The sequence below is a fragment of the Mycolicibacterium sp. HS_4_1 genome (assembly GCF_054515875.1).
This window is the reverse complement of record NZ_CM137261.1, coordinates 2,822,675-2,839,909: the sequence shown is the minus strand read 5'-3', so window position 1 is coordinate 2,839,909 and position 17,235 is coordinate 2,822,675. Positions and strand designations below refer to the sequence as shown.

General features: G+C 66.6%; 14 protein-coding genes. 6 read left to right on the top strand and 8 right to left on the bottom strand.

Annotated features, from left to right (window positions below):
- Positions 1 to 8: 8 nt before the first annotated feature.
- From moxR1 to ACX12F_RS13560, 4 genes are all read right to left on the bottom strand, one after another.
- Complete coding sequence (gene moxR1 / locus ACX12F_RS13575; RefSeq protein ID WP_459370042.1) at positions 9 to 1,157, bottom strand: chaperone MoxR1; 1,149 nt, start codon at positions 1,155 to 1,157, stop codon at positions 9 to 11.
- Between the two features lie 163 nt (positions 1,158 to 1,320).
- Positions 1,321 to 2,043, bottom strand: coding sequence for an NlpC/P60 family peptidoglycan endopeptidase RipB (gene ripB / locus ACX12F_RS13570; RefSeq protein WP_459370041.1), 723 nt, complete (start codon positions 2,041 to 2,043; stop codon positions 1,321 to 1,323).
- Between the two features lie 103 nt (positions 2,044 to 2,146).
- Positions 2,147 to 3,604 (bottom strand): NlpC/P60 family peptidoglycan endopeptidase RipA, encoded by a 1,458-nt coding sequence (ripA, locus tag ACX12F_RS13565; RefSeq protein WP_459370040.1) that lies wholly within the window; start codon positions 3,602 to 3,604, stop codon positions 2,147 to 2,149.
- A 235-nt stretch (positions 3,605 to 3,839) separates the two neighbouring features.
- Positions 3,840 to 4,487, bottom strand: coding sequence for an Rv1476 family membrane protein (locus ACX12F_RS13560; protein WP_459370039.1), 648 nt, complete (start codon positions 4,485 to 4,487; stop codon positions 3,840 to 3,842).
- Positions 4,488 to 4,650: 163 nt separating this feature from the next.
- On the opposite strand from ACX12F_RS13560, the gene acnA reads away from it, so the two are divergent.
- Both acnA and ACX12F_RS13550 read left to right on the top strand, forming a co-directional pair.
- Positions 4,651 to 7,467 (top strand): aconitate hydratase AcnA, encoded by a 2,817-nt coding sequence (gene acnA / locus ACX12F_RS13555; protein WP_459370038.1) that lies wholly within the window; start codon positions 4,651 to 4,653, stop codon positions 7,465 to 7,467.
- A 78-nt stretch (positions 7,468 to 7,545) separates the two neighbouring features.
- Positions 7,546 to 8,112 (top strand): TetR/AcrR family transcriptional regulator, encoded by a 567-nt coding sequence (locus tag ACX12F_RS13550; protein ID WP_459370037.1) that lies wholly within the window; start codon positions 7,546 to 7,548, stop codon positions 8,110 to 8,112.
- On the opposite strand, the gene speB is transcribed toward ACX12F_RS13550, so the two are convergent.
- Positions 8,113 to 9,093 carry an agmatinase gene (gene speB / locus ACX12F_RS13545; RefSeq protein ID WP_459370036.1) on the bottom strand — a complete coding sequence of 327 codons (981 nt, stop codon included), beginning with the start codon at positions 9,091 to 9,093 and terminating at the stop codon, positions 8,113 to 8,115.
- Between the two features lie 88 nt (positions 9,094 to 9,181).
- Here speB and ACX12F_RS13540 point away from each other — a divergent pair, with 88 nt between their 5' ends.
- On the top strand, positions 9,182 to 9,778 hold the full coding sequence (locus tag ACX12F_RS13540) for a helix-turn-helix domain-containing protein (protein WP_459370035.1): 597 nt from the start codon (positions 9,182 to 9,184) through the stop codon (positions 9,776 to 9,778).
- A 6-nt stretch (positions 9,779 to 9,784) separates the two neighbouring features.
- Here the strand turns inward: ACX12F_RS13540 and ACX12F_RS13535 are convergent, their stop codons facing one another.
- Entirely contained in the window at positions 9,785 to 10,966 is a 1,182-nt protein-coding gene (locus tag ACX12F_RS13535) for a purine-cytosine permease family protein (protein ID WP_459370034.1), read from the bottom strand.
- A gap of 283 nt (positions 10,967 to 11,249) precedes the next feature.
- Between ACX12F_RS13535 and ACX12F_RS13530 the strand changes: the two genes are divergently transcribed.
- Genes ACX12F_RS13530 through ACX12F_RS13520 form a run of 3 tightly spaced genes read left to right on the top strand, consistent with a single transcriptional unit; the run spans position 11,250 to position 15,181 of the window.
- A complete protein-coding gene (locus ACX12F_RS13530) occupies positions 11,250 to 12,647 on the top strand; it encodes an amino acid permease (protein ID WP_459370033.1) in 1,398 nt (465 codons plus the stop codon).
- A complete protein-coding gene (locus ACX12F_RS13525) occupies positions 12,648 to 13,442 on the top strand; it encodes a carbon-nitrogen hydrolase family protein (RefSeq protein ID WP_459370032.1) in 795 nt (264 codons plus the stop codon).
- Complete coding sequence (locus tag ACX12F_RS13520; protein WP_459370031.1) at positions 13,439 to 15,181, top strand: flavin monoamine oxidase family protein; 1,743 nt, start codon at positions 13,439 to 13,441, stop codon at positions 15,179 to 15,181. The genes ACX12F_RS13525 and ACX12F_RS13520 overlap by 4 nt, the downstream gene beginning before the upstream one ends.
- 111 nt (positions 15,182 to 15,292) lie before the next feature.
- Here ACX12F_RS13520 and ACX12F_RS13515 read toward each other — a convergent pair whose 3' ends face one another.
- Positions 15,293 to 15,487: a helix-turn-helix domain-containing protein gene (locus tag ACX12F_RS13515; protein WP_459370030.1), complete on the bottom strand. Its 195-nt coding sequence runs from the start codon at positions 15,485 to 15,487 to the stop codon at positions 15,293 to 15,295.
- Positions 15,488 to 15,583: 96 nt separating this feature from the next.
- Positions 15,584 to 17,209, bottom strand: a complete 1,626-nt coding sequence (locus ACX12F_RS13510; RefSeq protein WP_459370029.1) for an ABC-F family ATP-binding cassette domain-containing protein — start codon at positions 17,207 to 17,209, stop codon at positions 15,584 to 15,586.
- Between the last annotated feature and the right edge of the window lie 26 nt (positions 17,210 to 17,235).

Here is a 17,235-nt window from a genome sequence, read left to right as displayed (position 1 = left end):
GGGAGCGGTCACCGACCAGAGGCCCCAGCCGCGCCGGCCATCACCGGCGGCACCGAATGCCCTTGCTGCGGAATGGCATTCACCTGAGGCAGCGCGACGGTCTGCAGGATGCGGTTGATCACGGTCTCCGACGAGATTTCGTCGGCCAGCGCGTCGTACGTGAGCACGAGGCGGTGCCGGAGCACGTCCGGGATGACCTCGACGACGTCCTGCGGGATGACGTAGTCGCGGCCGCGCACGAGGGCCAGCGCACGGGAGGCGCTGATGATGCCCAGCGAGGCACGCGGCGAGGCGCCGTAGGCGATCCAGGCCTTGGCGTCGGGCATGCCGAACTTCTCCGGCTCGCGCGTGGCGGTGACGACGCGCACCACGTAGTCGACGAGCGCATGGTGCACGAAGGTGTTGGCGGCCACGTCCTGCAGGCGCAGCAGGTCGTCGGTGGTGAGGATCTGCTTGGGCTCCGGCGGCTTGACGCCCATCCGGTAGATGATCTCGCGCTCTTCCTCAGGCGATGGGTAACCGACGTTGAGCTTGAACAGGAAGCGGTCGCGCTGCGCTTCGGGCAGCTGGTAGACGCCCTCCTGCTCGATGGGGTTCTGGGTCGCCATCACGAGGAAGGGGCTGGGCAGCGGGAAGGTCTTGCCGCCGATGGAGATTTTGCGCTCGGCCATGATCTCCAGCAGCGCCGACTGCACCTTGGCGGGCGCGCGGTTGATCTCGTCGGCGAGCAGGAAGTTGACCATCACGGGGCCGAGTTCGATGTCGAACTCTTCCTTGCCGACGCGGTAGATGCGGGTACCGACGATGTCGGTGGGCACCAGGTCGGGAGTGAACTGGATGCGGGCGAACGAGCCGCCGACCACCTTGGCGAAGGTCTCGACGGCCAGCGTCTTGGCGACACCCGGCACACCTTCGAGCAGCACGTGGCCCTTGGCCAGCAGGCCGACCAGCATGCGCTCGACCAGCTGGTCCTGGCCGACGATGATGCGCTTGACCTCGAAGATCGCCCGCTCGAGGGTGTGCACCTCGGACTGCAACGATCCACTGGCGGGCTGCTGTGCGGTCGGCGCGGCATGCGCCCCGGGCGGGTAACCCTGCGTGGGAGCCGGGCCTGGGTAGCCTCCGGCGCCGTCGGGTGGCCCACTCGGTGACGTCATCTAGCTTCCTCCCAGGTTTATTCAGACCGGCTGTTCCGTCTGATTCGTCGTACACAAAATCGCTGGTCTAGCGGGTAGCCGCCAATATAGCCGCGCGCCCGGACTCAACTATTCCAGGCAGTCGGGTATCCGTCGACGTTGGCATGGCCGACTCAGGTGATTATCAGGTCTCGATGATGCGGGACAGGTGCGGTGACATGCCGGCCATCCGGACCGGGCTGACCGTCACCTTGCCGGCGCTGCCGGAGGCTTCCAGCATCTTCCCGCCACCCAGATAGATCGTGACGTGCTGGCTGCCGCCGGGGCCGTAGAAGATCAGGTCGCCGCGCTTGGCTTCCGACGGCGCGATGGCGCGGCCGGTGTTGTATTGGTCGCCCGAGTACTTCGGGATCTGGACGCCCACGCCGGCGTATGCGTAGCGCGTGAACCCGGAACAGTCGTAGCCAATCTTGCCGGCGTCGTAGTCGACGCCGGGTCCCGGACCGGTCAGGGTGCCGCCGCCCCACGAGTACGGCACGCCCATCTGCGAGCCGCCGCGCCGGATGACGTATTCAATGGCCTGCTTCCCGCCGACCCGGCCGCCCGGCATCATCGCGGCGCTTCCGCCGCCACCGCCGCTCGGCTTGCCGCCGAGACCCAGGCTGGACAGGAAGCTCTGGCCGAGGTTCTGCGTGGTCTGCAGGGCCAACTGGCTGGCCTGGAAAGTCGCGTTGGCAATGGCCACCGGGTCGCCGGGGGCGCCGGAGCTGGGTTTGGCGGGCAAGGTCGGATCCCAGCCACCGTCGGGGTCGGCCGCAGCGCGCGGCGCCGTCCCGATCGCGAATGCCAGCGCGAGCGCGCCGACGCCCGCGAGGACGTCTCGCCGGTGAAATTCCTTGCCCTGCAATGCAATAACCCCTATTTCTTCCCGTCGCTTCGCTCGCCCTGAGCTTTCTTCCCGTCGCTTCGCTCGCCCTGAGCTTTCTTCCCGTCGCTTCGCTCGCCCTGGGTCAGTATTCGATGTAGCGGATCACGTACGGCGTCATGCCGCTGGTTCGCACCGGCGAGATGTGCACGTCCGAGCCGGTGTAGGGGGCTTCGAGCATCTTCCCGTCGCCGAGGTAGAGGGTGACGTGCTGACTGCCGCCTGGGCCGTAGAAGATGACGTCGCCGCGACGGGCCTGCGAGGTCGGGATCTTGCGGCCCATCTCGTACTGGTTGCCGGAGTAGTGCGGCAGCTTGATGCCGACGCCGGCGAACGCGTACAGGATGAGGCCCGAGCAGTCGAAGCCCACCGTGCCAGAGCCCGAGTCGATTCCCGTGCTCGGACCCGCCGCGGTGCCGCCGCCCCAGGAGTACGGCACGCCCATTTGCGACATGGCGCGCTTGATCACGTATTCCGAGGCCTGCTTGCCGTAGACCCGCGGGATGGCGCCGTTGGTGAAGCCGGTCTTGGTGACGTCGGCGGGCACCAGGCCGAGCTTCTGCAGGAAGCTGTGGCCCATCTGCTGGGTGACCTGCGCCGAGGTGGCCGTGATGCCGAGCACGCTGTTGATGACGGCGACCGGGTCACCGGGGATGTTTGCGCTGGCGATCTTGGGCAGGGTCGGGTCCCAGCCGCCTTCGTCCCACTTCCGGGGACCGCCGGCAGCACCGGCCGCGCCGTCCCAGTTTGCGGCGTAGCGGCCGGGATCGGCCGCGGGCGTACCGGGCGCCGTGGCCGGCCCGCTGTTCCCCGCCCATTTCGTGCGTACGGCGTCGAGCTTGGCCTGAGCCGCGTTGCGCTGGCTGACCAGCTGATCGAGTTGGGTCTGCTGCTCGGCGAATGTCGACCGGGCGTCGGTCAGGGCCTTGACCGCGTCGTCCTGGCGGGCCTGCGCGTCTTTGACGGCCTGATCGGCCTTCTGCTTGGCCAGCCGAGCCGCGGATTCACGATTGGCCCGTTCGGTGCGGGTGCGTTGCAGGTCGGCGATGGCCTCCTGCGAACTGATGGTCAGGGCCTGACCGGTGGCGGCGGTGTTGATCATCTCGCCGGGATCGGTGGCGGTCAGGTAGTTGGCAGATGGCCCGTTGATGTAGGCGGCCTCGGCGTACTTGTCGAAGTGAGCCTGTGCTGCGGCGATCGCCGCGTTGGCGTCGTGTAGCTCGCGCTGGCTCGTCTCGATGGACTGTTGGGCAGTGGCGGCGTTGTCGCGGGCGGTCTGCACGTCGGCAATGGCCTTGTTGACCGATTCCTGCCGGGTCTGGATGGAGGCGCCGAGGTCCTGAAGTTTCTGGTTGGCGTTGGCGAGGTCGGTGACCAGAGCGGCGATCTCGCCACTGCCGGGCTGGGCCGAGGCCGGGCCGAGGCCGACCCCGGAGGCGAAGACGGACGCGGTCACGACACCGAATACCAGCGACCCGGTGCCGACGCGACTGCCCAGCCGGGCGGCCAGCCCACCGCTGAAGGGGCGAATGCTGCGTCCCATTGACTAGGTCTCCTAAGGCTCCAGCGCGCTGGTGCCCGCGTAAGGCGAAAGCGGGCTCGATCCGTTGGTCCCGTAAGTCGCAGAAATCACATTCATAACAACTACAACATGCGGTACCAACTGCACCGTACGTCACAGGTTGCACAAATGAAACGTTAGTAACAAACCACATCGGTGTAATTGAAAAAGGTGTGACCGAATAGTGATATTCGAATTCGCGGCGCTCCGCGCCCAGCTACCCCGTTGTGGTCTCGGCGGCATTCACCGGGGCGACCGCGGCGACGGCTTTGCGGGCTCGGACCTGCAAGAAGCGGGTACCGACGGCAGCCGCTACCACGCCGAGGATGACCACCACAGTGAACGACGTCCACGGAAATATCGGCGTTTCCAGCTGGCTCACGAAATTCTTCGACGACTGCACGACGCTCGGTGTCTTCGCCAGGTCCTGACCCGCCTCCAGGAGCACGCGGTCATAGGTCGGGCTGACCGCGCCGGCGAAGCCAGGGCTGAGGGTCAACACCGTCGATTCCGGGTAGTGATGGCCGACGTCGGCGGCGATGTCACGCAACGGGGTGTCGATGCCCGGACTCGTGGGCAGCACCACGATTTTGAGGTCGATGCCCTTGGCGTGGGCGTCGGCGACCACCTGGCGCAGGGCGGCGGCGTCCTGCGCGGCCGCGGCGGCCTGGTTCGCTTCCTGCGGCGTCGCCGGGGGCTTCGCCGGCGCGATGCCCGGCGCGCTCACCCCACCATCGCGCACCTGCGTGATGACCGTCGCCATACAGACGTCGACGGGGGTCTTGACCGGGTCCTGCCCGACCGTGGCGCAGACGTCCGGCGGAATGAATGCCGGGATGAACGGCGTCGCCGCAAAAGTGGTCACCCGGCAAACGGTACTGGAATTTCGACGAACTCCCGGACGGCACACCCGGAACCCGACAAGACTGTGGGAGGCGCCCCGAGGTGCCTACAGGACAAGCGTACTGTTAGGGTTGCAACGCGCCGCTGACACAGCCCGTCGCGGCGAGATCTAGCCGGGAGTTGATGTGAGCAGCAATTCATTTGGAGCCCGTGACACGCTCGTTGTCGGGGAAAACAGCTACGAGATTTTCCGCCTCGATGCGGTACCGGGTGTCGAGAAGCTTCCCTACAGCCTGAAGGTGCTTGCGGAAAACCTGCTGCGCACCGAAGACGGCGCAAACATCACCAAAGATCACATCCTGGCCCTCGCCAACTGGGATCCCTCGGCTGAGCCGAGCATCGAGATCCAGTTCACCCCGGCCCGCGTGATCATGCAGGACTTCACCGGCGTGCCCTGCGTCGTCGACCTGGCCACCATGCGCGAGGCCGTCACCGCCCTCGGCGGCGACCCGAACAAGGTCAACCCGCTGTCGCCCGCCGAGATGGTCATCGACCACTCCGTCATCCTCGACGTGTTCGGCACCGCCGACGCCTACGAGAAGAACGTCGCCCTCGAATACGAACGCAACTCCGAGCGTTACCAGTTCCTGCGCTGGGGCCAGGGCGCCTTCGACGACTTCAAGGTCGTCCCGCCCGGCACCGGCATCGTGCACCAGGTCAACATCGAGTACCTGGCCCGCACCGTCATGGTCCGGGGTGGCCAGGCCTACCCCGACACCTGTGTGGGTACCGACAGCCACACCACCATGGAGAACGGCCTGGGCGTGCTGGGCTGGGGCGTCGGCGGTATCGAGGCCGAGGCCGCCATGCTGGGCCAGCCCGTCTCGATGCTGATCCCGCGCGTGGTCGGCTTCAAGCTGACCGGCGAGATCCAGCCGGGCGTCACCGCCACCGACGTGGTGCTGACCGTTACCGACATGCTGCGTAAGCACGGCGTCGTGGGCAAGTTCGTCGAGTTCTACGGCAAGGGCGTCGCCGAGGTGCCGCTGGCCAACCGCGCCACCCTGGGCAACATGAGCCCCGAGTTCGGCTCGACCTGCGCGATCTTCCCGATCGACGACGAGACCATCAACTACCTGCGCCTGACGGGCCGCACCGACGAGCAGCTGGCGCTGGTCGAGGCCTACGCCAAGACCCAGGGCATGTGGCACGACGCCGACCACGAGCCGGCGTTCTCCGAGTACCTGGAGCTGGACCTGTCCACCGTGGTGCCGTCGATCGCCGGCCCGAAGCGCCCGCAGGACCGAATCCTGTTGTCGGAGAGCAAGATCGCCTTCCGCAAGGACATCCACAACTACGTGGAGGAGCAGCACCCGGCCGACCACACCAAGCTCGACGAGGCCGTCGAGGAGTCGTTCCCGGCTTCCGACCCGGCCGCCTTGTCGTTCGCGGACGACGGTGCCGTCAACGTGCAGTCCGCCGCCAACGGCGCCGAGGGCCGCCCGAGCAAGCCGGTGCGGGTCAAGGGCGAGCGCGGCGAGTTCATCCTCGACCACGGCGCCGTCGCGGTCGCGGGCATCACCTCCTGCACCAATACCTCCAACCCGTCGGTCATGATCGGCGCCGCCCTGCTGGCCCGCAACGCCGTCGAGAAGGGCCTGACCACCAAGCCGTGGGTCAAGACCAACATGGCCCCGGGCTCGCAGGTCGTCACCGACTACTACGAGAAGGCCGGCCTGTGGCCGTACCTGGAGAAGCTGGGTTACTACCTGGGCGGCTACGGCTGCACCACGTGCATCGGTAACACCGGTCCGCTGCCGGAGGAAATCTCCAAGGCCATCAACGAAGAAGACCTGACCGTCACCGCGGTGCTCTCCGGTAACCGCAACTTCGAGGGTCGCATCTCCCCCGACGTCAAGATGAACTACCTGGCCTCGCCGCCACTGGTCATCGCGTACGGACTCGCGGGCACCATGGACTTCGACTTCGAGCAAGACTCCTTGGGCAAAGATAATGAAGGTGCCGACGTCTATTTGCGCGACATCTGGCCGTCGGCTCAGGAGATCGACGACACCATCAAGAGCGCTATCAGCCAGGACATGTTCCGCAAGTCCTACGCCGACGTGTTCAAGGGCGACGACAACTGGCGGAACCTGTCGACGCCGGACGGCGACACCTTCGCGTGGGACGACGCCTCGACCTACGTCCGCAAGGCGCCGTACTTCGACGGCATGCAGATGGAGCCGGCGCCCGTCACCGACATCACGGGCGCTCGCGTCATGGCCCTGCTGGGCGACTCGGTGACCACCGACCACATCAGCCCGGCCGGCCCGATCAAGCCCGGCACTCCGGCCGCGGACTACCTGGACGCACACGGTGTGGCCCGCAAGGACTACAACTCGCTGGGCAGCCGTCGTGGCAACCACGAGGTCATGGTCCGCGGCACCTTCGCCAACATCCGCCTGCAGAACCGGATCCTCGACACCATCGGCCTGGAGGGCACGCAGGGTGGTTACACCCGCGACTTCACCCAGGAGGGTGGCCCGAAGGAGTTCATCTACAACGCGTGCATGAACTACCAGAAGGCCGGCATCCCGCTGGTCGTGCTGGGCGGCAAGGAATACGGTTCGGGTAGCTCGCGGGACTGGGCCGCCAAGGGCACCACGCTGCTGGGCGTCAAGGCCGTCATCACCGAGTCGTTCGAGCGCATCCACCGGTCCAACCTGATCGGTATGGGTGTCATCCCGCTGCAGTTCCCGGCCGGTGAGAGCGCCAAGTCGCTGGGCCTGGACGGCACCGAAACCTTCGACATCACGGGTATCGAAGAGCTCAACGCCGGTAAGACCCCGAAGACCGTCCACGTGACCGCCACCAAGGAGGACGGGACCAAGGTCGAGTTCGACGCCGTGGTACGCATCGACACGCCCGGTGAGGCCGACTACTACCGCAACGGCGGCATCCTGCAGTACGTGCTGCGGAACATGCTGCGTTCGGATAGCTAGTCCGATATCTGGCTGTGGCGGTTGGGTGGCGTCCCGGACACCGGGGTGCCACCCAACCGCTCACCAGTAGGAGTCCTGGTGCCCAAAGTAAGTGACGACCACCTCGCCGCCCGCCGAACGCAGATCCTCGACGGCGCCCGACGCTGCTTTTCCGAGTTCGGGTACGAGGGGGCGACCGTCCGGCTTCTCGAAGAAGCCACCGCGATGTCGCGCGGTGCGATCTTCCACCATTTCCGCGACAAGGACGCGCTGTTCTTCGCGCTCGCCGAAGAAGACGGTGAGCGCATGGCCGAGACCGTCGAGAAGGACGGCCTCGTCCAGGTGATGCGGAACATGCTCGCCAAACCCGAGAACTACCAATGGCTGGGCACCCGGCTGGAGATCGCCCGCCGGCTGCGCACCGACGCCGAGTTCCGCGCCGAGTGGCAGCAGCGCTACGAGGAACTCAACCAGGCCACCATCGCCCGCCTGGAGCGCAAGAAGGCCGCCGGCACGTTGCGTGACGACGTGCCCACCGAAGTGCTGCACATCTATCTCGACCTCGTGCTCGACGGCCTCATCGCGCGGCTCGCCTCGGGCCAGACCGGCGAAGACCTGGCCGCCGTGCTCGACATTGTCGAGGCGTCCGTTCGCCGCAAGCCCTAGTCAGCGGTTCGCGCTCATCACCGATAGCAGCTCGTAGCCGACATGCGCGGCCGCGATGCCCGTCATCTCCGCGTGGTCGTAGGCCGGCGACACCTCGACGATATCGGCGCCGACGATGTTGAGGCCGGTGAGCGAACGCAGCGAGTGCAACAGTTCTCGCGATGTCAGGCCCCCGGCTTCCGGCGTGCCCGTGCCGGGCGCATGCGCCGGGTCCAGCACGTCGATGTCGACCGAGACGTAGACCGGACCACCTGCTAGCCGCTTGACCATCCGCTCACGCACGCTGGCCAGCCCGTCGACCTGGTAGTCGTCGGACCGGATCACCTGGAAGCCGAGGATCGCGTCGTCCTCGAGGTCCTGCTTGCTGTAGAGCGGGCCGCGGATACCCATGTGCAGCGAGCGCTCCATGTCGATGAGGCCCTCTTCGCTGGCCCGGCGGAACGGCGTGCCGTGCGTGTACGCCGCGCCGAAGTAGGTGTCCCAGGTGTCCAGGTGGGCGTCGAAATGCAGTACGGCGATAGGGCCGTGGTCGCGGTGCAGTGAGCGCAGGATGGGCAGGGCGATGGTGTGGTCGCCGCCGAGCGTCAGCACGGCGCTGCCGTCCTTGCGCAGCGCGGTCACCTCGGAGTCGATGGTCTCGATCGCCTCGTTGATGTTGAACGGGTTGACCCCGATGTCGCCCGCGTCGGCCACCTGCTGATTGGCGAACGGCGACACGTCGAGCGCCTGGTTGTAGGGCCGCAACAGCTTCGAGGCCGCGCGGATGTGGCCGGGACCGAAGCGGGCGCCCGGGCGGTAGGAGACGCCGGTGTCGAACGGGACGCCCAGGATCGTCACGTCTGGTGACGCCACCTGATCTAGGCGCGGGACACGGGCGAACGTCGCCGGTTCGGCGTAGCGCGGGAACCGGCTGGCATCGACCTGGCCGACGATCTCGCGGCCGTCGGGTGCGGTGGTCTTGATGTACCGGTCGAAGCTCATCGGTTCTCCAAAGTCGTGGCGTGTGGCTTGGGTCTCATTGTTTCCCGCAGTAGAATTGTTGTCAACCTTTGTTTCCTAGGAGGAAATCGTGGGCGGTTCCCCGGCAACGCAACTGACGATCGCCGCACGGTTGAAGGCTGCGCGCAGCGCCAAGCGCATGACGCTCGACGAACTCGCCGTCGCCAGCGGCGTGACCAAGGGCTACCTGTCGAAGGTCGAGCGCGGCCAGTCCAACGCGTCCGTCGCCGCGCTCATCCGGATCTGCGACGCGCTGGAACTGCAGGTCGGCTCGCTCTTCGACGAAACCCCCGTCGGCGAGGTGGTCCGCGCCGGCGAGTACCCGCCCATCGAATTCGGCGGCACCAAGATGAGCGAGTTCCAGCTGACCCCGACGGGCGAGCGGCGCTTCCAGGTCCTGCTGAGCGACATCGAGCCTGGCGGCGGCAGCGGCACCGACACGTACTCCCTACCGGCCGAGGTGGAGTTCGCCATGGTCATCGAGGGCCGGCTGCACATCGATTTCGTCGAGGGCAACGGCAGCCGCATCACCCTCGACCACGGCGATGCGCTGACCTTCGAGGCCGATCGCCCGCATGCCTTCCACGCTGATGCGCGGGTCGGCGCGAAGGTGTTGTGGGTACTGGCCCCGGCCCTGGCACACCGGCGCCTGGCCGAGGCCGAGTAACCGCCGTCAGGCGGCGGCGAGTTCCCGACGGCTGCGTCGGGCAGCGGCATGCCCGCCACTCAGATCGACGCCACGCGTCAGGACGTAGTACGCCAGACCCAACACCGCCAACCCGACGATGAACGAGATATCCACTCCCCCAAGCATCTTGGCGATAGCACCCGCGTAGAACGTCAGCGAGACGAACGGCACCATCGACGCCATGCCCAGGAAGTACGCGGTCAGTCCACGCCACGACCAGCGGCCGTAGATCCTGTCCGGCCGGAAGATGTCGACAATCGAGTAGTGCCCGTGCCGGCCGAAATAGAAGTCCACCAGATTGACTGCGGTCCACGGGATCAGGAAGTACAGCATGAGCAGCGCGAAGACGTTGAACGCCTCGAGGTAGCCCTCGGGCAGCGACAACGCGACGCCGAACGCGACGAACGACGTGAGCGCGATGCCGATGACGCGCAACCGCACGGTCGGGGTGACCGGCCGGAAGGCATCGAGGGCACTCATGCTCGTCAGGCTCGCGCCGTAGGCGTTGACGGACATGATCGTCACCAGCGCGACCGAAGCCACCACGACCGTGAAAGTGCCGAAGCCAGGCAGCAATTGGTTGCCCACGGCCCGGATCGAGGCGATCGCGTCCGGCGTCGGCAGCGCCGACGCGAGCACCGCGCCCAGCGACATCAGCCACACCGACGAGCCGGCGGCGCCCAGGTACGTCCACCAGATGACGTGCTTGGCCGAGGCGTTCTCGGGCAGGTACCGCGAATAGTCGGACACGTACACCGCGTACGAAATCTGATAGCCCGCCGCCGCGGCGAACTGCATGAGGAACACCGTCAGCGAGAACGTGCCGCCGTCAGGAACCGCGGCGTTCAGGTGCAACGTCGACAACGCGTAACCGGTGAGGACACCGAACACGACGATCAGCAGATACGTCAGCCACCGCTGCACGACCATCATCAGGTCGAAGCCGACGACGGCGATGACGATCGCCACCACCATCAGCCCGAGGTACCAGAGCCAGTTCGGGCCGGCGAACACCGTCTTGAAGCCCGAGGTCGCCAGGATCGTGTTGAAGACGTTGAAGCCGATGTACACGAAGATCACGGCGACGAACGGGGGCCCGAGGAAGCCCGTGACCATCGTGGTCAACACGAAGTTCCCGGTGAACCAGAACGGCGCCTGATGGTGCACCTTGCCCCTGCGTTCGGCGGTCGGGATCCAGTCGATGGACCGGGTCTCGATTTGCTCCTGCCATGGCCATCCCCTTCGATGTGGCTCAGATCACTGCTCCACAGGCTAGGCACCAGAGACAGCCAAGGCAACAATCGTTTCCTAAGTCACTCCCCATGTTGACAGATCAGAGTGACGTACCGCACTCTGTTACGCGAGTCACAAATCTCGTGGCGCGCCCTCCTCTTCACGGAGCTCTCCCTTGGCCATCATCCAGGCCCCACGGCCGGGCATTCTGCGCGCCATGAGCGCACAAAAGTCGGTTGACGACATCGTCGCGGCGAACGAAACCACCGACGGCCCCCACCTCAAACGGTCGATGGGATTCGTCCATCTGACGGCCCTGTCGATCGGCGCGACGCTCGGCACCGGCATCTTCGTCATTCTCGGTGCCGCCGTGCCGAAAGCCGGTCCCGCGGTCCTGCTCTCGTTCATCCTCGCCGCCGTCACCGCACTGTTCTCGGCTCTGTCCTACGCCGAACTCGCCGGCACCATCCCGGTCTCCGGAAGCTCGTACTCCTACGCCTACGCCACCATGGGTGAATTCTGGGCCTGGGTATGCGGCTGGTGCCTGATGCTCGAGTACGGCGTGTCGGTCGCGGCAGTCGCCGTCGGCTGGGGCGGCTACATCAACACGCTGCTGCAGCAGCTCCTCGGCATCGAACTCCCCGCGGCCATCACGGCCGCGCCCGGCGAAGGTGGCTACATCAACCTGCCGAGCATCACGATCGTCGTGCTCGTGTCGATCCTGCTGCTCAAAGGTGCGTCCGAGTCCGCGGTCGTCAACACCGTGATGGTCGTCGTGAAATGCGTTGTGCTGGTGTTCTTCTGCGCAGTCGCCTTCACCGCTTTCAAGGCCGGCAACCTCGCCCCGTTCATGCCATTGGGCTTCATGGGTGCCTCCGCCGCGGCATCGCAGGTGTTCTTCTCCTACATCGGCTTCGACGCGGCGTCCACCGCGGGCAACGAAGCCAAGGACCCCAGGCGCGACCTGCCGCGGGCCATCATGGCCTCGCTGGTGATCGTCACCGTCCTGTACCTCGCGGTGGCGCTGGCCGCGCTCGGCGCGATGAGCTGGACGAAGTTCAGCGCCGACGAGAGCGCCACTCTGGCCGTCGCACTCGGCGGCATCACCAGCAGCAACGTGCCCGCCGTCATCCTGTCCATCGGTGCCGTAATCGCCATCGCGAGCGTGGTGCTCGCCGTCCAGTACGGGCAGACCCGCATCCTGTACACCATGGCCGTCGACGGCCTGGTGCCCGCGATATTCGCGAAGGTCAGCCCCAAGACCAACGTGCCGACGTGGAACATCGTCATCTGCGGCGTCGTGGTCTCGCTGCTGGCCGGCTTCGTGTCGCTGGGTGAACTCGCCAATGCCACCTCGATCGGCTGCCTGTTCGCCTTCGCCCTGGTCAACATCGCCGTCATCATCCTGCGGCGGACCCGGCCGGACCTCGATCGCACGTTCCGGCTGCGGCTCTTCCCCGTCGCACCGGTGCTGGGCTTTCTCTTCTGCTGCTACCTGATGTGGGCGCTGCCCACCGCGACGTGGATCGCGTTCGGCATCTGGGGCGCCCTCGGTCTCGCGGTCTACTTCGGCTACAGCATCAAGAAATCCAAGCTGCGAGTGGACACTGCATAGATGATCACCGTCGGCATGTTCCAAGGTCCCCAGGAATCCGCGACCGTCGCCGAGAACCTCACCGCCATCGCGTCGGCGGCCAGACGGGCGGCCGACGCCGGCTGCCGGATCGTCATCACACCCGAGATGTCCGCCACCGGTTACAACATCGGCACCGCGATCGCCGAGCGCGCCGAGCCCGCGGACGGCCCGATCTTCCGGGCGGTCCAGCAGATTGCGCGCGACGCCGGAGTCGCCGTGGTCTACGGCTACCCCGAAGCGACAACGGGTCATCCGTACAACAGCGTCCAGGTCGTCGACCGCAGCGGCGAATCGCTGGCCAACTACCGCAAAACCCATCTGTACGGCTTCGACCGCGACTTCTTCACCCCGGGCTCGCAATGGGTCACGCAGTTCGAGCTCGATGGCGTCACCTGCGGACTGCTCATCTGCTACGACATCGAATTCCCCGAGAACGCCCGCGCTCACGCCGACGCCGGCACCCAGTGGCTCCTCGTCCCCACCGGACTCATGGAGCCGTGGAGTTTCGTTGCGACGCACATCGTTCCGGCACGTGCCTACGAAAGCCAGCTGTTTCTGTCGTACGTCAACCGCACGGGCGTCGAGAACGGCCTCGAGTACTGCGGACTGAGTTGCACCATCGCGCCCGACGCGACCGAACTGAGTCGCGGTGGCCGCACCGAGGAACTCCTCGTCACTCACATCGATCCCAGCGCGGTCACCGCGTCCCGCGCAGTCAACACTCATCTCAGCGATCGCCGCCGAGACCTCTACCAGGAGAACCAGACCCGATGACGGTCCCCCAGCCCATCGCAGAAACCCAGCCGTCCGACGAGCCGGCAGCCAAGCCGATAACGGATACACGGTCATCGGACAAGCCGATAACGATGTTCGGACCGGACTTCCCGTTCGCCTACGACGACTACGTGTCCTGCCCCGAGGGTCTCGGCGCCATCCCCGCCGACCGCCACGGCACCGAGGTCGCGATCGTCGGTGCGGGCTGCGCCGGCATCACCGCCGCCTACGAACTCATGAAGATGGGCCTCAAACCCGTTGTCTACGAAGCGGATCAGATCGGCGGCCGGATGCGGTCCGTCCCGTTCGAGCACGCCCGCGACGCGGTGGCCGAAATGGGTGCCATGCGGTTCCCGCCCACCTCGACGGCGCTCTACCGATACTTCGACAAGGTCGGTATCGAAACGTTCGAGTTCCCCAACCCGCTGTCGGTCGCGGCGCCCAGCACCGTCGTCGACCTCAAGGGCAAGACGCACTACGCCGAGAAACTCGCCGACCTGCCGCACGCCTTCACCGCTGTCGCCGACGCCTGGCGCAAGACGCTCGAGGACGGCGCCGATCTGTACGCGATCCAGCACGCCATCCGCGAGCGCGACACCCAGGCACTGAAGTCGGCGTGGGACAAGCTCGTTCGTGAACTCGACGACGAGACGTTCTGGGGCTTCCTGACCAAGTCGCACCACTTCAGGTCCTTCGAGCTGCGCGAGATCTTCGGCAAGGTCGGCTTCGGCACCGGCGGCTGGGACACCGACTACCCGAGCTCGATGCTGGAAATCCTGCGCGTCGTACTCACCGAGGCCGACGACAACCACCGCGGCGTGGTGGGCGGTTCCCAGCAGCTCCCGCTGCGCCTGTGGCAGCGCTCCCCGCAGCGCCTCGCCCACTGGCCCGCAGGCACGTCGCTCGAATCACTGCACGGTGGCCGGACCCGGGGCGCCGTCACCGACATCCGGCGTACGCATCCGAACCGCTACACCATCACCGACGCCGACGGGCAGACCCGCACCTACGACGCCGTCATCGTCACCGCCCAATCGTGGATGCTGCTCAACAACATTCGCTGCGACGACGACCTGTTCCCGCCGAACGTGTGGTCGGCCATCGAGCAGACGCACTACATGGGTTCGTCGAAAGTGTTCGTCTTGGTCGACCGCCCGTTCTGGAAGGACAAGGACGCCCGGGGCCGCGACGTCATGTCGATGACACTGACAGACCGGATGAGCCGCGGCACCTATCTGCTGGATCAGGGGCTCGATGCCGACGGAAACGAGAAGCCCGGCGTCATCTGCCTCTCGTACACCTGGGAGGACGACTCCCGGAAGATCGTGCCGCTGAACGCGACCGAGCGTATGGACCTCATGCTCAAGTCGCTCCAGGCGATCTACCCGAACGTCGACATCCGCGGCCACATCATCGAGACGCCGAAGACGGTGTCGTGGGAGACCGAGCGCAACTTCATGGGTGCGTTCAAAGCGAACCTGCCGGGCCACTACCGCTACCAGGAGACGCTCTACACCCACTTCATGCAGCGCGACCTCGACGCGCGTCATCGCGGCATCTACCTGGCAGGCGACGACATCTCGTGGACGGCGGGATGGGCCGAGGGCGCGATCACCACCGCGCTCAACGCCGTCTGGGCCGTGATGGACCAGCTCGGCGGGGCGACGCCGCCGACGAATCCCGGGCCTGGCGATGTCTTCGACCTGATCGCACCGGTCCGGTTGACCGACGAAATCTAGCGCCGGCTAACGGTTTATGCATCCGCGGCGCCGTCTAGTGCGCACCCATGAACGCACACGATGGCTCCGCGAATGTCCGTTCGCGCCGAAAAAGGCTGAGCCGCAGGATGTTCAGGCGATCTTGCGGCTGCGGTGATTCGGGCCACCACGGCTGCGTAGTACCGCGCCCGACTGCACCAGCATGCTGTGCACCGAACCGTAGGATTTGCCAGACGTGGCCACCAATGACCTGATGCTGGCGCCGTTTTCGTAGGCGTTGCGCAGCTGGGTCATCATCTGGTCGCGAGATGCCTTGGATTGCCTCATCGCCGGTCCCCTGACTCTCCCCCGGCGGTATGCCGGGCTGACAGGATTCAGCGTAAGAACAGCAGTCGCTGCGCGCGGGCGATTCGGTGAATCAGGTCACGCCAATTCGATGAGATCGCGATAGGTGTCCGACCAGAAGTCTTCGGTGGCATCCGGCAGCAGCAGCACCCGCTGCGGGTTGAGCGCTTCGGCCGCCCCCGGATCGTGTGTCACGAGCACCACCGAACCCGCGTAACTGCGCAGCGCGTCGAGCACCTGCTCGCGCGACGCCGGGTCCAGGTTGTTGGTCGGTTCGTCGAGCAGCAGCACATTGGCGGTCGAGGCGACCAGCCCCGCGAGAGCCAGACGGGTCTTCTCACCACCGGACAGCGTGCCGGCGGGCTGGTCCAATTGCGGACCGGTGAACATGAACGCACCCAACAGGCCGCGCAGGTCCTGCTCGCCCGTGTCCGGGGCGGCATGCCGGATGTTCTCCCACACCGTCGCCGCGTTGTCGAGGGTGTCGTGCTCCTGCGCGAAGTACCCGATCTTGAGGCCGTAGCCCGGTTCGATGCCGCCGGCGTCGGCGGTCTCCACGCCCGCCAGCAGGCGCAGCAGCGTCGTCTTACCGGCGCCGTTGAGGCCCAGCACGACGACGCGCGAACCGCGGTCGATCGCGAGGTCCACGCCGGTGAAGATCTCGAGCGACCCGTAGGTCTTGGTCAGACCCTTGACGATCAGCGGGGTCTTGCCGCACGGCGCCGGGGTCGGGAACCTGATCTTGGCGACCTTGTCGGCCACCCACTCGGCATCGAGCTCGGCGATCATGCGCTCGGCGCGGCGCAACATATTCTGTGCCGCAACGGCTTTGGTGGCCTTGGCGCCCATCTTGGCGGCCTGTGCGCGCAGCGCGCCGGCCTTCTTCTCGGCGTTGGCACGCTCACGACGGCGGCGCTGCTCGTCGGTCGCGCGCGCGTCGAGGTACTTCTGCCAGCCCATGTTGTAGACATCGGCTTCGCCGCGCACGGCATCCAGGAACCACACCCGGTTCACCACATCGGCGAGGAGTTCGACGTCGTGGCTGATCACCACGAGGCCGCCGGTGTGGCTCTGCAGGAAGCCCCGCAGCCAGCCGATGGAGTCGGCGTCGAGGTGGTTGGTCGGCTCGTCCAGCAGCAGCGTGGTGTTGGAGCCGGAGCCCTCAGAGGCGGCGAACAGGATGCGGGCCAGTTCGATACGGCGACGCTGACCACCGGACAGGGTCCGCAGCGGCTGGGTCAGCACCCGGTCCGGCAGGCCCAGGCTGGCGCAGATGCGACCGGCATCACTCTCGGCGGCATACCCGCCCAGGGCCGAAAACCGCTCCTCCAGAACGCCGTACCGGCGCACGGCCTTGTCGCGGGCCGCCTCGTCCACCACCTCGGCCATGATGGCCTGCTGCTTCTCGAGGTCCGCCAGCAGGGTGTCCAGTCCGCGGGCCGAGAGCACCCGATCGCGGGCCAGGACGTCCAGATCGCCTTCCTTCGGATCCTGTGGCAGGTAGCCGATTTCACCGATGCGCTCGACCGTGCCCGCATAGGGCTGGCCTTCACCGGCCAGGATGCGCAGCGTGGTGGTCTTGCCGGCACCGTTGCGCCCGACCAGGCCGATGCGGTCCCCCGGCTGGATGCGCAGCGCGGAACCTTCGAAGGCCAGCAGCGTGCGCGCTCCGGCGCGGACCTCCAGGTCCGTTGCGGTGATCACGCTGCTGCCTCCTTGGCTGTCAGTGC

Coding starts and splice junctions, on each gene's coding strand:
- moxR1 (WP_459370042.1), bottom strand. CDS start 1,157: ATGACGTCACCGAGTGGGCCACCCGACGGCGCCGGAGGCTACCCAGGC.
- ripA (WP_459370040.1), bottom strand. CDS start 3,604: ATGGGACGCAGCATTCGCCCCTTCAGCGGTGGGCTGGCCGCCCGGCTG.
- speB (WP_459370036.1), bottom strand. CDS start 9,093: ATGAGCTTCGACCGGTACATCAAGACCACCGCACCCGACGGCCGCGAG.
- ACX12F_RS13530 (WP_459370033.1), top strand. CDS start 11,250: ATGAGCGCACAAAAGTCGGTTGACGACATCGTCGCGGCGAACGAAACC.
- ACX12F_RS13525 (WP_459370032.1), top strand. CDS start 12,648: ATGATCACCGTCGGCATGTTCCAAGGTCCCCAGGAATCCGCGACCGTC.
- ACX12F_RS13520 (WP_459370031.1), top strand. CDS start 13,439: ATGACGGTCCCCCAGCCCATCGCAGAAACCCAGCCGTCCGACGAGCCG.
- ACX12F_RS13515 (WP_459370030.1), bottom strand. CDS start 15,487: ATGAGGCAATCCAAGGCATCTCGCGACCAGATGATGACCCAGCTGCGC.